At 63.5% G+C, this 12,889-nt stretch carries 16 protein-coding genes; 3 read left to right on the forward strand and 13 right to left on the reverse strand.

The features are described from left to right. Positions 1-27 precede the first annotated feature (27 nt). Together NKJ11_RS09325 and NKJ11_RS09330 are read right to left on the reverse strand one after the other, a co-directional pair. Positions 28-384 carry a YciI family protein gene (locus NKJ11_RS09325; RefSeq protein ID WP_352772628.1) on the reverse strand — a complete coding sequence of 119 codons (357 nt, stop codon included), beginning with the start codon at positions 382-384 and terminating at the stop codon, positions 28-30. Continuing rightward, entirely contained in the window at positions 381-602 is a 222-nt protein-coding gene (locus tag NKJ11_RS09330; protein WP_352677521.1) for a hypothetical protein, read from the reverse strand. Before NKJ11_RS09330 ends, NKJ11_RS09325 begins: the two co-directional genes overlap by 4 nt. Positions 603-822: 220 nt before the next feature. Here NKJ11_RS09330 and NKJ11_RS09335 point away from each other — a divergent pair, with 220 nt between their 5' ends. Beyond that, entirely contained in the window at positions 823-1,248 is a 426-nt protein-coding gene (locus NKJ11_RS09335) for an OsmC family protein (protein ID WP_023811251.1), read from the forward strand. Positions 1,249-1,299: 51 nt separating this feature from the next. Here the strand turns inward: NKJ11_RS09335 and NKJ11_RS09340 are convergent, their stop codons facing one another. From NKJ11_RS09340 to NKJ11_RS09370, 7 genes are all read right to left on the reverse strand, one after another. After that, on the reverse strand, positions 1,300-1,929 hold the full coding sequence (locus NKJ11_RS09340; RefSeq protein ID WP_352793124.1) for a YceH family protein: 630 nt from the start codon (positions 1,927-1,929) through the stop codon (positions 1,300-1,302). Further along, positions 1,926-2,738 (reverse strand): nucleotidyltransferase domain-containing protein, encoded by an 813-nt coding sequence (locus NKJ11_RS09345; protein WP_245472976.1) that lies wholly within the window; start codon positions 2,736-2,738, stop codon positions 1,926-1,928. Before NKJ11_RS09345 ends, NKJ11_RS09340 begins: the two co-directional genes overlap by 4 nt. Positions 2,739-2,745: 7 nt before the next feature. Continuing rightward, positions 2,746-3,525 (reverse strand): succinate dehydrogenase iron-sulfur subunit, encoded by a 780-nt coding sequence (locus NKJ11_RS09350; protein ID WP_013528877.1) that lies wholly within the window; start codon positions 3,523-3,525, stop codon positions 2,746-2,748. Between the two features lie 9 nt (positions 3,526-3,534). Next, positions 3,535-5,370 (reverse strand): succinate dehydrogenase flavoprotein subunit, encoded by a 1,836-nt coding sequence (gene sdhA, locus NKJ11_RS09355; protein WP_352793125.1) that lies wholly within the window; start codon positions 5,368-5,370, stop codon positions 3,535-3,537. Between the two features lies 1 nt (position 5,371). Further along, positions 5,372-5,767, reverse strand: a complete 396-nt coding sequence (gene sdhD / locus NKJ11_RS09360; RefSeq protein WP_128304248.1) for a succinate dehydrogenase, hydrophobic membrane anchor protein — start codon at positions 5,765-5,767, stop codon at positions 5,372-5,374. Positions 5,768-5,769: 2 nt separating this feature from the next. Continuing rightward, complete coding sequence (gene sdhC, locus NKJ11_RS09365; RefSeq protein ID WP_128304249.1) at positions 5,770-6,189, reverse strand: succinate dehydrogenase, cytochrome b556 subunit; 420 nt, start codon at positions 6,187-6,189, stop codon at positions 5,770-5,772. A 261-nt stretch (positions 6,190-6,450) separates the two neighbouring features. Then, a complete protein-coding gene (locus NKJ11_RS09370; RefSeq protein WP_352793126.1) occupies positions 6,451-6,879 on the reverse strand; it encodes a hypothetical protein in 429 nt (142 codons plus the stop codon). A 262-nt stretch (positions 6,880-7,141) separates the two neighbouring features. On the opposite strand from NKJ11_RS09370, the gene NKJ11_RS09375 reads away from it, so the two are divergent. Continuing rightward, a complete protein-coding gene (locus NKJ11_RS09375; RefSeq protein ID WP_352793127.1) occupies positions 7,142-7,504 on the forward strand; it encodes a hypothetical protein in 363 nt (120 codons plus the stop codon). 61 nt (positions 7,505-7,565) lie between these two features. On the opposite strand, the gene NKJ11_RS09380 is transcribed toward NKJ11_RS09375, so the two are convergent. Together NKJ11_RS09380 and NKJ11_RS09385 are read right to left on the reverse strand one after the other, a co-directional pair. Beyond that, on the reverse strand, positions 7,566-8,783 hold the full coding sequence (locus NKJ11_RS09380) for a GGDEF domain-containing protein (RefSeq protein ID WP_352793128.1): 1,218 nt from the start codon (positions 8,781-8,783) through the stop codon (positions 7,566-7,568). Between the two features lie 75 nt (positions 8,784-8,858). Then, positions 8,859-10,055 (reverse strand): GGDEF domain-containing protein, encoded by a 1,197-nt coding sequence (locus tag NKJ11_RS09385; RefSeq protein ID WP_352555124.1) that lies wholly within the window; start codon positions 10,053-10,055, stop codon positions 8,859-8,861. A 159-nt stretch (positions 10,056-10,214) separates the two neighbouring features. Here NKJ11_RS09385 and NKJ11_RS09390 point away from each other — a divergent pair, with 159 nt between their 5' ends. Beyond that, positions 10,215-10,532 carry a hypothetical protein gene (locus tag NKJ11_RS09390; protein WP_352442073.1) on the forward strand — a complete coding sequence of 106 codons (318 nt, stop codon included), beginning with the start codon at positions 10,215-10,217 and terminating at the stop codon, positions 10,530-10,532. 39 nt (positions 10,533-10,571) lie between these two features. On the opposite strand, the gene leuC is transcribed toward NKJ11_RS09390, so the two are convergent. Further along, a complete protein-coding gene (gene leuC / locus NKJ11_RS09395) occupies positions 10,572-11,981 on the reverse strand; it encodes a 3-isopropylmalate dehydratase large subunit (RefSeq protein WP_023811262.1) in 1,410 nt (469 codons plus the stop codon). Between the two features lie 271 nt (positions 11,982-12,252). Then, positions 12,253-12,888, reverse strand: a complete 636-nt coding sequence (locus NKJ11_RS09400; RefSeq protein WP_352555123.1) for a class I SAM-dependent DNA methyltransferase — start codon at positions 12,886-12,888, stop codon at positions 12,253-12,255. Between the last annotated feature and the right edge of the window lies 1 nt (position 12,889).

Genomic DNA, 12,889 nt, shown 5'->3' on the forward strand with positions numbered 1-12,889 from the left:
CCGCGTGGCTGTAGCACATGGCGGGGGCTATGACCCCGGCACATCGTAGATCGCCCGCACCTCGATAGTGCCTATTTCGGCCAGCGGGATCTCGCCAGCGATCTCCAGCGCCTGGTCGAGATTGTCCGCCTCGATCATGACGAAGCCGAGCAACTGCTCCTTGGTTTCGGCGAACGGGCCGTCGGTGATCAGCCGCTTGCCCTGGCGTCGCCGCAGCGTCTTCGACGTCTTCACCGATTGGAGCGCCTGTGCGACGATCAGCATCCCACGCCGATCCAATGACCGGTCGTGAGCCATGGAATCGGCATCGAGCTTGGCCAGACGCTCCGGCGTCATGGCATGGAGGTCTTTTTCCTCGCCATAGACCAGACAGACATATCTCATTTCCAGCTCCCTTGCTGTGACGAACCATAGGCGATCACGATATCGGTTGAGTCCTTGCCGGCAGCAACATGATCGAGAAGGCTGATCGCAATGCCGATAATGGCAACTGCCGCAAGCAGCCGGCCGAAGCCGGAGGGCGGCACATGCAGCGGGTCGCGTTCCCCTAGATCAGCCCTTCGGCCGGTGCTTGTCCAATGAGCAGAAAACAGATTGTTCATCCGAACCTCCATCCGCCACGAGAATCCGTGGTCGCCCGCAGGACGGTCGGGGCCGATGCAAGTCGACATTTTTCCACGCACATTCTTTCAAAAAAGATTCGGCGCGGTCCGCCGGCGCTGCATGCGCGCACAAACAGCGCGGTGGCCTTCCCTCGCGCCCGCGCTATAGTTGGGAGGAACGCCGCCTGGCCGGCGCCACCGCTGTAACAAGGAGGAATTCATGGACCGCACCGCAAACGCCATCTGGAAAGGCGATCTGAAAGGGGGCACAGGCACGCTCGACACCCAGAGCGGGACCCTGAAAGGCACGCCCTATTCGTTCAAGGCACGCTTCGAGGACGAAAGCGGCAAATCCGGCACCAACCCGGAAGAACTGATCGCCGCCGCGCACGCCGGCTGCTTTGCCATGCAGTTTTCGCATTTCCTGGCCGAGAACGGCACCCCCGCCGCCGAACTCGACGCCAAGGCCGTGGTGACGCTGGTTCCCGGCACGGGGATCACCGGGAGCGCACTCACCGTGGTCGGCAAGGTGCCTGGCATCGATGCGGCGAAATTTGGGGAGTTGGCTGAAAAGGCCAAGGCCGGATGCCCGGTCTCGAAGGCGCTCGGCGCCATAAACGTATCGCTTGATGCCCGGCTCGGCTGAAAGCGCTGCATCCGTGTAAAGACCCGGCGCGAACGCCAGGCGCGCGCCGGCCTATGCTCCCAGCGCGTCCAGGCGAGCACGCAGTGCGGCGACTTCCTGCTCCAGTGCCTCCAACCGCGCGTCCAGGTCGGAAGCAGGCAGGGCCGATGCACTTCGCTGCACCGAAAGGGCGGCAACGTCCACCGGGCCGCTGAGGAGATGCACGTAGCGGTCCTCGCGCTGGCCCGGTCCTCGCGGGATTTCCTGGATGAGTGGCGGTCGGCGGCCGATCAGCATGTCGAGTTCGGCGCGCAGATCTTCGATCGACGAAAACCGTGCCATGCGCTCGGTGCGCGCCGACAATTCATGGGCCGTCTGCGGCCCGCGCAGCAACAGCAGGCCGATCAAAGCGGTCTGCGGCGTGGTCAGCGAGAAGCGCTGCGCCATCTGATGCTCGTAGCGCTCGACACGCGAACCGAACATCTGCCTCACCAGCCCCTTTTGTTCGAGCAGCTTCAGCCCCCGATGCACCTCGGTCTGCTCCAGCGCCATCACCGGCTCGCGCGCCGTCTTCTGGTTGGCGGCGGCCAGTGCCGCGTTGAGCGTCAGCGGATAGACATCCGGCGTCAGCTCCTTCTTCTCGATCAGGCAGCCGAGGATGCGGGCTTCGATGGGGGAAAGGATGGGAAGGTCATCGCTCATTGAAGTTCAGCCTCCCGGCGGTAAAAATCGGTTGCAAGGGCTCGATTGTGCGCTTGGCGGCCCTCATCCCTGACCGTGCCAGCAAGATTCATTTCATAGTGTCCATAACGGGCCTCAAGGTAGCGCGCGATTGCCGTCGGGGTGAGACCGGACCCCATCTCCCGCGTCTGGCTTTTCCGCTCGATCAGGCTGCGGATTTCGTCGCATGCCCGTGCGGGTATCTCGGTCTGGTCGAGGCACTCGCCAAGATTCATCGGAGGCAGGCTGGCAAAGCCGTGCTGCTCCATCCAGTCCAGCGCTACCAGCGGCCGAATGAGATAAAACAGCTTCTTCAGCTTCACCTCGCCAGAGAAACTGCCGATCTTGGCGACATGCGACCGTGCAAGTCCGAGATAGTGATGCGAAACCTTTGCCGGATCGACGATCTCAGCCAACAGGTCGAGAAGGCGCCGGCGAAATCCCGCGACTTCCTCATAGACGATCGGTGACTTTGCCCATTCGACGATGACCGCATTGCCGCCGAGCGCCAGCAGCAAGGCCTTGCGCAGATCCCAGCCGCCGGCATCGATCTCGCCTTCGATAGGAAATTCAATCACGTCGCGTGCTTGTTCCAGCACGAGGTGATCGGGCACCGGCCTGACATAGACGAAGCGGCAATCATAGTCGCTGTCGGGAGACGGGAAACCCCAGGCGCGACTGCCGCTTTCGATGGCGAACAGGATCGTCACACCTTGGGTTCGCACCAGGTCGAGTCGCGCCCGGACTGCCGCAACGGCGTCCGGCGAAAAATCAGCAGGTAGCCGCTTCATTCAGGGCCTAAACCCTTCTCTCCACCATCATCTTCTTGATCTCGGCGATCGCCTTGGCCGGGTTGAGGCCTTTCGGGCAGGTCTGCGCGCAGTTCATGATGGTGTGGCAGCGATAGAGCCGGAACGGGTCTTCGAGGTTGTCGAGCCGCTCGCCGGTGGCCTCGTCGCGGCTATCGATCAGCCAGCGATAGGCCTGCAAGAGCGTTGCCGGACCGAGATAGCGGTCGCCGTTCCACCAATAGCTCGGGCACGAGGTCGAGCAGCAGGCGCACAATATGCATTCGTAGAGCCCGTCGAGCTTCTCGCGGTCCTCATGGCTCTGCAGCCACTCCTTGGCCGGCTCCGGCGACACCGTCTTCAGCCAGGGCTGGATCGAGGCATGCTGGGCATAGAAATTGGTGAGGTCCGGCACAAGATCCTTGACCACCTGCATATGCGGCAGCGGGTAGACTTTTACCGCGCCGGAAATGTCGTCGCAGCCCTTGGTGCAGGCGAGCGTGTTGGAGCCGTCGATGTTCATGGCGCAGGAGCCGCAAATGCCTTCGCGGCAGGAACGCCGCAAGGTCAGCGTCGGGTCGATCTTGTTCTTGATCCACAGCAGCGCGTCGAGCACCATCGGCCCGCAATCGTCCATGTCGACGAAATAGGTGTCGATGCGCGGGTTCTCGTCATCGTCCGGCGACCAGCGATAGATGCGGTACTCCCGCAGATTGGTGGCGCCCTCGGGCTTGGGCCAGGTCTTTCCCGGCTTGATCTGCGAATTCTTGGGGAGCGTGAGTTCAACCATGTTCGATCCTCAATACACTCTGGCCTTGGGCGCGATCTTGGCGAGGCTGATGCCGCCGTCCTTTTCAGCCAGCTGCGGCTCAGTGTGCACCGGCCGGTAGGAGAGCGTCACCTTGCCGTCTTCGCTCAGCCTGGCCAGCGTATGCTTGCGCCAGACCGCGTCGTCGCGCGCCGAAAAGTCCTCGCGTGCGTGCGCGCCACGGCTCTCCTTGCGCGCCTCGGCGCTGTAGACCGTGGTGATGGCATTGGCCATCAGGTTTTCCAGCTCCAGCGTCTCGACCAGATCGGAGTTCCAGATCATCGAGCGGTCGGACACTTTGATGTCCTTCAACTCGCCCCAGAGCTGCGAAATGCGCTTGCAGCCGCTCTCCAGCGATTCCTGCGTGCGGAACACCGCCGCGTCTTCCTGCATCGCCTTCTGCATCTTCTCGCGCAGCACCGCTGTCGGCGTCGAGCCGTTGGCGTGGCGGAGCCGGTCGAAGCGGTCCATGATCTTTTCGACCGAGGCTTCGTTGGGCGAAGGGATGGCCGACTTGCGGTCGATGACCTGGCCGGCGCGGATCGCGGCCGCGCGGCCGAACACCACAAGATCGATCAGCGAATTCGAACCGAGCCGATTGGCGCCATGCACGGAGGCACAGCCGGCTTCGCCGACAGCCATCAATCCGGGCGACACCTGGTCTGGATTGAGCGCCGTCGGATTGAGCACCTCGCCCCAGTAATTGGTCGGCACGCCGCCCATATTGTAGTGGACCGTGGGCAGCACCGGGATCGGCTCCTTGGTCAGGTCGACGCCGGCAAAGATCTTGGCCGATTCCGAAATGCCCGGCAGCCGCTCATGCAGGACGGCGGGATCGAGATGGTCGAGATGCAGGAAGATGTGGTCCTTGTTCTTGCCGACGCCGCGACCCTCGCGGATTTCCAGCGTCATGCAGCGCGAGACGACGTCGCGCGAGGCAAGGTCCTTGGCCGACGGCGCGTAGCGCTCCATGAAGCGCTCGCCCTCGGAGTTGACGAGATAGCCGCCCTCGCCGCGTGCGCCCTCGGTGATCAGGCAGCCGGCGCCATAGATGCCGGTCGGGTGGAACTGCACGAACTCCATGTCTTGAAGGGGGAACCCTGCCCGCGCGGCCATGCCGCCGCCGTCGCCGGTGCAGGTGTGCGCCGAGGTGGCCGAGAAATAGGTGCGGCCATAGCCGCCGGTCGCCAGCACCACCATCTTGGCGGAGAAACGGTGGATGGTGCCGTCATCGAGGTTCCAGGCGACGACGCCGGTGCAGGTGCCGTCCGGCTCCATGATCAGGTCGAGCGCGAAATACTCGATGAAGAACTGCGCGTTGTTCTTCAGCGACTGGCCGTAGAGCGTGTGCAGGATGGCGTGGCCGGTGCGGTCGGCGGCGGCACAGGTGCGCTGCACCGGCGGGCCGTCGCCATAGTTCATCATGTGGCCGCCGAACGGCCGCTGGTAGATCTTGCCCTCTTCGGTGCGCGAAAACGGCACGCCGTAATGTTCGAGCTCGTAGACCGCGGCCGGCGCTTCGCGCACCAGATATTCCATGGCGTCGACATCGCCCAGCCAGTCCGAGCCCTTGACGGTGTCGTACATGTGCCACTGCCAGGAATCGGGACCCATGTTGGACAGCGAGGCGGCAATGCCCCCTTGCGCCGCCACCGTGTGCGAGCGGGTCGGGAACACCTTGCTGATGCAGGCGGTGCGCAGCCCCTGTTCGGCCATGCCGAGCGTGGCGCGCAGGCCGGCGCCGCCGGCGCCAACGACCACCACGTCGAACTTGTGGTCGACAAAGGTATAGCCTGCCGTGTTGGCTTGTTTCGCGTCCTTGGCCAACTCAGCCTCCGAATGCCAGCTTGAGCAGGGCGAAGATCGAGGCGACGCCGACCGCTATGGTGAAAAATGTATTGAGCGCGATCAGCGCCAGCTTCATGCCTTCGCCATGCACGTAATCCTCGATGATCGCCTGCATGCCGAGCCGCATATGGGTAAGCCCGGAAATGAGCACCAGGGCCATCACTAGCGCCACGAACGGGTTGGCAAGAGCTGCCCGCACATGTGCGTAGTCGGCGCCGTTGAGCGCGATCAGGAAGCCGACGAAGAACAGGATCAGCGGGATGTTGGCGATCGCGGTGAGGCGTTGGCGCCAGAAATGCCCGGTGCCCTCACGGGCGGAGCCGAGGCCGCGGACCCTCGCCAGCGGCGTGCGCATGTCGGTGTTTTTGCCGCTCATGGTCAGGCTCCCCGCGCCATAGTGCCGGCGATCCAGATCAGCAGGGTGAGCAGGATCGAGCCGGCCAGCGTCGCCCAGGCGATCTTCGAGGCGGTATGCTTCTCCAGACCCGCGCCGGTGTCCCAGACCAGATGGCGCACGCCACCCAGCATATGATGCATCAGCGCCCAGGTGTAGCCGAACAGGATGAGCCGGCCGAGCCAGGTGCCGAAGGCCCAATTGGCCCAATCGAACGTCGCCTGCGAGCTTGCCGCCGCCATCAGCCACAGGGCGACCAGCAGCGTGCCGAAATACAGCGCGCCACCGGTGATGCGGTGAATGATCGACATCGTCATGGTGATCGGCGGCCGGTACACGGTGAGGTGCGGCGAAATCGGCCGTTCACGTCTGACAAATTCGCGGGTGGCTGGTGATTTGCTCATGGCTCCCCCAGTTCGGCGTCTCTCTGGAGCCTCAGGTGGAAATGCGGCATTGCCGCTTCCGGTTGCGACTTCGGACAGCCGGTTTCTAATGCTCTTTTTGCACCGCGTCAAAGCCAGAAAACCGTTTCGAAAACGTAATTTAGTCTGACTAAAAGGGCCGGCTTGGGCTTCAATCGATTAGGCCGGGAGGCCCGAAGCCGGCTCGATATCGCTGCAGTGCAACATGTCTGACCCAAGGGCCCAGCGGTGTTGAGATTGGCGTCAGCGTTTGCAGGTCTGCGGCGTCGACCCCTTCTTCATCACCAACGCCTCGCGTCCGTCGATCACGATTGCGTCATGCGTGACCGCCTGGTAGCGGCTGCTCTGGTTGGCGGGCGACGCCGCAAACTCCTCGGTCGCGCCGTCGGACCCGACCACACGCAACGACGTGCCAAGATTTTGGATGGAAATCATACCGTTGTTGCCGCATCTGTAGGTGGCCGCGCCTATGCCGGATCGCGGCGCGGTAAGGTCGGTGATGATCTTGATTGCAGCTGCCGGAGGCGCCGCGGCTTCGACGGACTGCTGAGCCGGCGCAGGTGAGACGACGACGGTATTGGCCGCCTTCGGCGCGCTGTCCTGTGGCACACAGCCAGCGACGACCCCGAGCAACGGGAAAACGGACACCCAATTCGGCCGGCGTAGCGTCATATGCTGTCCTCCCGCGCGGCAAACCAGCCGCGATGCTTTGCCAAGATCAAGGTCATCCCGACGCCGAGACGGACACCAGCCGCGATGGTGCGGCCGAGCATGGCCGAATGATGGCCACGGGTTTTCCATCCAGTCGGATATTAACGGATATTAACCATGTTTACCGAGACATTGCCGCCAAACGCACCGGCCTCTTAACAAAGGTTAAGAAAACGTTAATTTCTGATTCGAGGAGGCTTTCCCTCAAGACACGGAGGACGCCATGCGTTCGAATTCAGGCAGATCGCGCCTTGCGGCGCTCATCGTAGCGGCCTCGGTAGTTGGCCTTGCAGCGCCAGCGCTCGCCGGCGCCCGGCATCAGGATCGTGTCTACGCTGATTCCTTCGGCAACCTCGTCGTCGACAGCGCCGCCGGCTACAAGCGCATCATCGTCGGCGAAGGCAGGCTGGCCAAGCAGCTATCCGACTACACCAGCGCCGGCCAGCCCAAGGTGATCTACGAGAACGAAGCCGACGAGATCAGCGGATACAGCGATTGCTACCGGCCGCCGGTGCTGGTGAAGGGCCGCTCCTATATGTACGGTCTCTCCGATGGCGAGATGCCCGAGCTCAGCCCCTGCCGCTAGACTCTTTGTTGGACGCAATTTCCCAAGGGAAAGCGCCATGCGCTTTTCCCGGGAAACCGTTTCACACTTTTCCTGAAATTGCTCTGGCTTCCATTCCGGCTGACGACCAGTTGCCGGCAGGCCCGGCGGAGACGCGCACGCAATCGCGCCCGGCATTCTTCGCCTGATAGAGCGCCTGGTCGGCGCGCCGCATCAGATCGGCAAAGCCTTCGCTCGGATGAAGTTCGGCGACGCCGAAGCTCGCGGTGCAGCGGTTGTCAGCCGGCAGCCCGTCGATGGGCAGCCCGCCAAAGGCGCTGCGCGTGCCCTCGGCGAACAGCCGCGCTGCGGCAAGGTTGGTTCCCGGCAGGATGATGGCGAACTCCTCGCCGCCAATGCGGCCCGCAACGTGATGCGCGGCGGCGGCTTCGCGCAGGAAGCCTGCAAAAATCTCGATCACCCGGTCGCCTGACGCATGGCCGAAACTGTCGTTAACGCTCTTGAAATGATCGAGGTCGGCGATGACCAGCGCGACCGGCACGCCTTGCCGCATCGCGCCAAGCACCGCCAGCTCGGCATGGCGGGTGAAGCCGCCGCGGTTGAGCAGGCGCGAAAGCGTGTCGGTCTCCGACTTCGACGTCACTTCGGCAAGCACGTCGCGAACCAGGATGGCCAGCATCAGCAGCGCCAGCGCCAGCGCAAAGACAGTGCCGAGCGATTGCGACACCAGCGCGTAGTTGCTTTGCAGATAGGCCTGCGGATTGGCGCCCCAGCCGCCGAGCGCATGCGCGATGAACGGCTTGGAGGCAAACTGCAGGCCGCTCGCCGCCAGCACGGCCATCAATATGCGATCGAGACGGGCAAGCTTTTGCCTCGATGACCAGACGATGGCCAGCCCGACGAACTGCATGACCGCATAGGGAAGCTGGTAAGCCATGATGCGGATGAGCGACTGGCGAGGCAGGTCCTGCACGAAATACACGGCTATGGTGGTGGCCAACAGGAAAAACAGCATCGGCTTCCAGGGCGGCGCCACGCCGTATTTGCGGGCAAGCCCGCCATTGAACGCAATGGTGGCGCCAAGGAAGACCGCGAAGGCGGCAACGACCGGGAGCCGCGCGTCGGAAAAAGCGGGAATGGAGAATTCGATGGCCGAATAGGCCATGCCCAGCAGATAGCCAAATGCCAGCCAGCGCGCCGGCGCCCGGCCGACATCGTGGAAGGCGACCGCCATGAAGGATGCCGCCAGCAGGCCGGCAACCGACAGATTGATCAACAGGATGAAGTTGGCGCCGCTCATGTTCTCCCGCACCCGCGCCGACAGCTAATCATCGACGGGCGAAGAAGACGTTAACGCCGTCCCGCCCGGACAGATTCAGCCGGTCTTGAGCGGCTCCGGCAGGAACGCCGTTTCCGGCCGCTCATAGGACAGGCGTACGCTGTCGCGGCCGTTCTTCTTGGCTTTGTAGAGCGCATCGTCGGCACGGCGCATCAGCGGCTCCAGCGCCTCGCCACCGCTGCGGGCCGCCACGCCGAAGCTTGCCGTCACCTTCGTTCCTGGGGGAAGCCCGTCGACATGGCCGGCCGAATAGACGGTGCGCACCGCTTCGGCGAACAGCCGCGCCGCCGCAAGATCGCTGAGGGGCAGCAGCACCGCGAATTCCTCGCCGCCGATACGCCCGGCAACACCGCGCGCGCCGGCCGCCGACCGAAGCTTGGCGGCGAAGTCGGCGATCACCCGATCGCCCGCCCCATGCCCATGCACATCGTTGAGCGCCTTGAAATGATCGAGGTCGGCCAGCACTAGCGCGACCGGGAACCGGGCCGAGGCGCAGTGCTGCAAGAGCAGCATGCCTCGCTCCTCGAAGCCACGCCGGTTGAGCAGGCCCGACAGGGGGTCGGTATAGGTCTCGGTCTTCAATGCCTTCAACACGTCGAGTGCCGCGGCGGAAAACAGGCACAGCGCGATGAGCAGCGAGAGCAGCGCGTGCGACAGCAGCGCCGTCGTCCAGTAGGACGAGCCATAGAACCCGTCATAGCTGGCGAAGGGCCCATGCGCGATGACGACGGCAAGGGTGCGCACGAAGAAATTGACGCCCGACAGCAGCGACAGCACGAACAGGATTTTTTCGGTCGGGCCGTTGTTGCGTACCGGGCGCAGTTCGGCGGCAACCAGAAGGCTGATGCCGCCGAATGCGAAATTCATCGCCAGGATGCGCCAGGTGAGATCCGGCGCGACGAACAGGAACCAGCATAACGACGCCAGGCCGCCGCCCGCCAACACGGCGATCCCCACAGAGGGCACCTTGCGGCCATAACGGTGGATGACGGCGCTGGACAGGCAGCAGGCAGCGATGGTGAAGCAGATGTTCGACGTAAGCTTGGTCAGCGGCATCCCGATGGGCAAGGTGAAATACTGGAGCAGGAAGCCAGCCGCCGAGAGACTGTAGCTGATCGCCAGAACGGCCAGATAGGGGCGGTGGCGCTGATAGGACCATAGCACAAGGAACGCCGCGCCGAGCGCCAGCGCGATCGTCGGGTTGAGCAGCGCAATGAGCAGACCCGTGTCCAACCGACTGTGACTTCCCCTAGCTTACGTCAGGGAAGAGCTTAGAGGGCAAGCCCAAACAAGCGGTTAAGCCATGCGGCAAGCAGGACCGCCGCCTCAAAATAATGTCAGGGAACCGCAGTCTCCGGTCAGCGTTCCTCCGTTCACAATCTGGAGCGACCCATGGCCGACACAATCACACTGACCAACCACGATGCGATCCGCTCATGGGCTGCCGGGCGCGCCGGCTTTCCCGCAATCGTCGACATATCGCCGGAGGCGGGGACGCAGCCCATGTTGAGGCTGGTCTTCGGCCAGCATGCCTATCAGGACCAGGACCAGCCTGAACGGCCGCTCAATGCGGGAGGTTATGAGCTCGTCGAATGGGACGAATGGTTCAAGCTCTTCGAGGAACAACAGCTTGCGCTTGTGGTCGCGGCCGAACAGCCGGGACGCCGCGAGGAGTTCCACGAACTCGTCCGCCGCGACGGAAAGAGCTGACCCGAGCCGGGCGAGGCTCGGGTTCTGTTCAAATCCGGGTTACTTCCACTCCCGGATGTCGACGAAGTGGCCGGCAATCGCCGCCGCGGCCGCCATCGCCGGCGACACCAGATGGGTGCGGCCCTTGAACCCTTGCCGGCCCTCGAAATTGCGGTTCGAGGTCGAGGCGCAGCGTTCATGCGGCTTCAGCCGGTCGTCGTTCATCGCCAGGCACATCGAACAGCCCGGCTCGCGCCAGTCGAAACCGGCGGCGAGGAAGATCTTGTCGAGACCTTCGGCTTCCGCCTGTTCCTTGACCAGGCCGGAACCCGGCACGATCATCGCATCGACATGCGGGCTGACCGTCTTGCCTTCGACCACCTTGGCGACGGCGCGCAGATCCTCGATGCGGCCATTGGTGCAGGAACCGATGAAGACGCGATCGAGCGTGATGTCGGTGATCTTGGTGCCCGGCGTCAGCCCCATATAGTCGAGCGCGCGCTGCTTGGAGGTGCGCTTGTTTTCATCGGCGATGTCGTCCGGGTTCGGCACGATGCCTTGCACCGACACCACATCCTCGGGCGACGAGCCCCAGGAGACGATCGGCGGCAGCTTGGCCGCGTCGAGCACGATCACCTTGTCGAAATGCGCGCCCTCGTCAGACTGCAGCGTCTTCCAGTATTCGAGTGCCGCATCCCAGGACGCGCCCTTCGGCGCGCGAGGCTTGTCCTTGACATAGGCGAAGGTCGTCTCGTCGGCGGCGATAAGGCCGGCGCGCGCACCGCCTTCGATCGACATGTTGCAGATCGTCATGCGGCCTTCCATCGACAGGGCACGGATCGCCTCGCCGGCATATTCGATGACATAGCCGGTGCCGCCGGCGGTGCCGATCTCGCCGATGATAGCCAGGATGATGTCCTTGGCGGTGACGCCCTGCGGCAGCTGGCCGTCGACACGCACCAGCATGTTCTTGGCCTTGCGCTGGATCAGCGTCTGTGTCGCCAGAACATGCTCGACCTCGGACGTGCCGATGCCATGCGCCAGCGCGCCGAAAGCGCCATGCGTCGAGGTGTGGCTGTCGCCGCAGACGATGGTCATGCCGGGCAGAGTAAAGCCCTGCTCCGGACCGATGATGTGGACGATGCCCTGGCGAATATCGTTCTCGGAATAATATTCGACGCCGAAATCCCTGGCGTTCTTGGCCAGCGCCTCGACCTGGATACGGCTTTCCTCGTTCTTGATGCCGAACTTGCGCTCGGGTGAGGTCGAGACATTGTGATCGACCACGGCCAGCGTCTTTTCCGGATGTCGGACTTTACGGCCGGTCATGCGCAGGCCTTCGAAGGCCTGCGGGCTGGTCACTTCATGGACCAGGTGGCGGTCGATGTAGAGCAGGCAGGTGCCGTCGTCCTGGCGGTCGACGACATGGTCGTCGAAAATCTTGTCGTAGAGGGTGCGCGGTGCGCTCATGTGCGTAAATCCGTCGATATGAGAATGGGAAAGAGCAGACGCCTGACTTGCGGCCCGGCGAAAACGACCTGGACAGGTCGGCCTAGGGTAGTCGGCTGGTCAGCGCCCCGGACACGCGCGCGGAAAAGCGCGACGGCAGGCGTTTCCTGTCCTGCAGCACGAACCCCTTGTAGGCCGGATCGCCAAAAAGCTCTTCCATGGCGTGGCTCATACCAATGTTTTGGGTTTTCGGCAATTGCGGCGTGTCTTCGCAGAACCCAAACCTCTCCGCTCAGATCACTTCAAACACAAACGTCTTCACCAGCGCTTCGGGCTCGGCGATCGCATAGCAGCGGAACCACGGGCTTTCCTCGACCGGTCGCCATTTCCCAGCTTGCTCCAGCTCATCGAACACGGCTTGAAAGCCGCCACTTTCGAACACCTGGTCACGCACGGTGAAGATGGCATGGCCACCCTTGCGGGTGATGCGCACCAACTCGTGCAGGCTAGAGGCCGGCGCATGGCTGATGGTGAACACGCCGGTCGAGAAGAAGGCGCGGAAGTGGCCGTCAGGCCATGGCAACGTGTCGCCCAGCATTGCCTGCTTCAGTTCGCTGTAGGCATTGCGGCTGCCGGCGATCTTCAGCATATCGTGCGAGAGGTCCAGCCCCGCAATGTCGCGGTAACCGAGCGCCTTCAGCGACGGTCCCGACAGGCCGGTGCCGCAGCCGGCATCGAGCAAGGGGCCATCGCCCGCCGGCACATGGCGCGCCACCCAGGCGGTGATCAGGAAAGGCAGGAGGTAGCCGAGCGAGGCGGTCTCGGTGTCATAGGTCGCGGCCCATGCGGCATAGGCCTCTTCAAGCGCTTCCGGCGTGTCGGCCGTGTAGACGGAATCCAGCGCCGCATTGGCTTTGTCGACGATCATG

Origin of the sequence: Mesorhizobium sp. M0243 (assembly GCF_040321775.1) — a bacterium.
GTDB lineage: Bacteria > Pseudomonadota > Alphaproteobacteria > Rhizobiales > Rhizobiaceae > Mesorhizobium.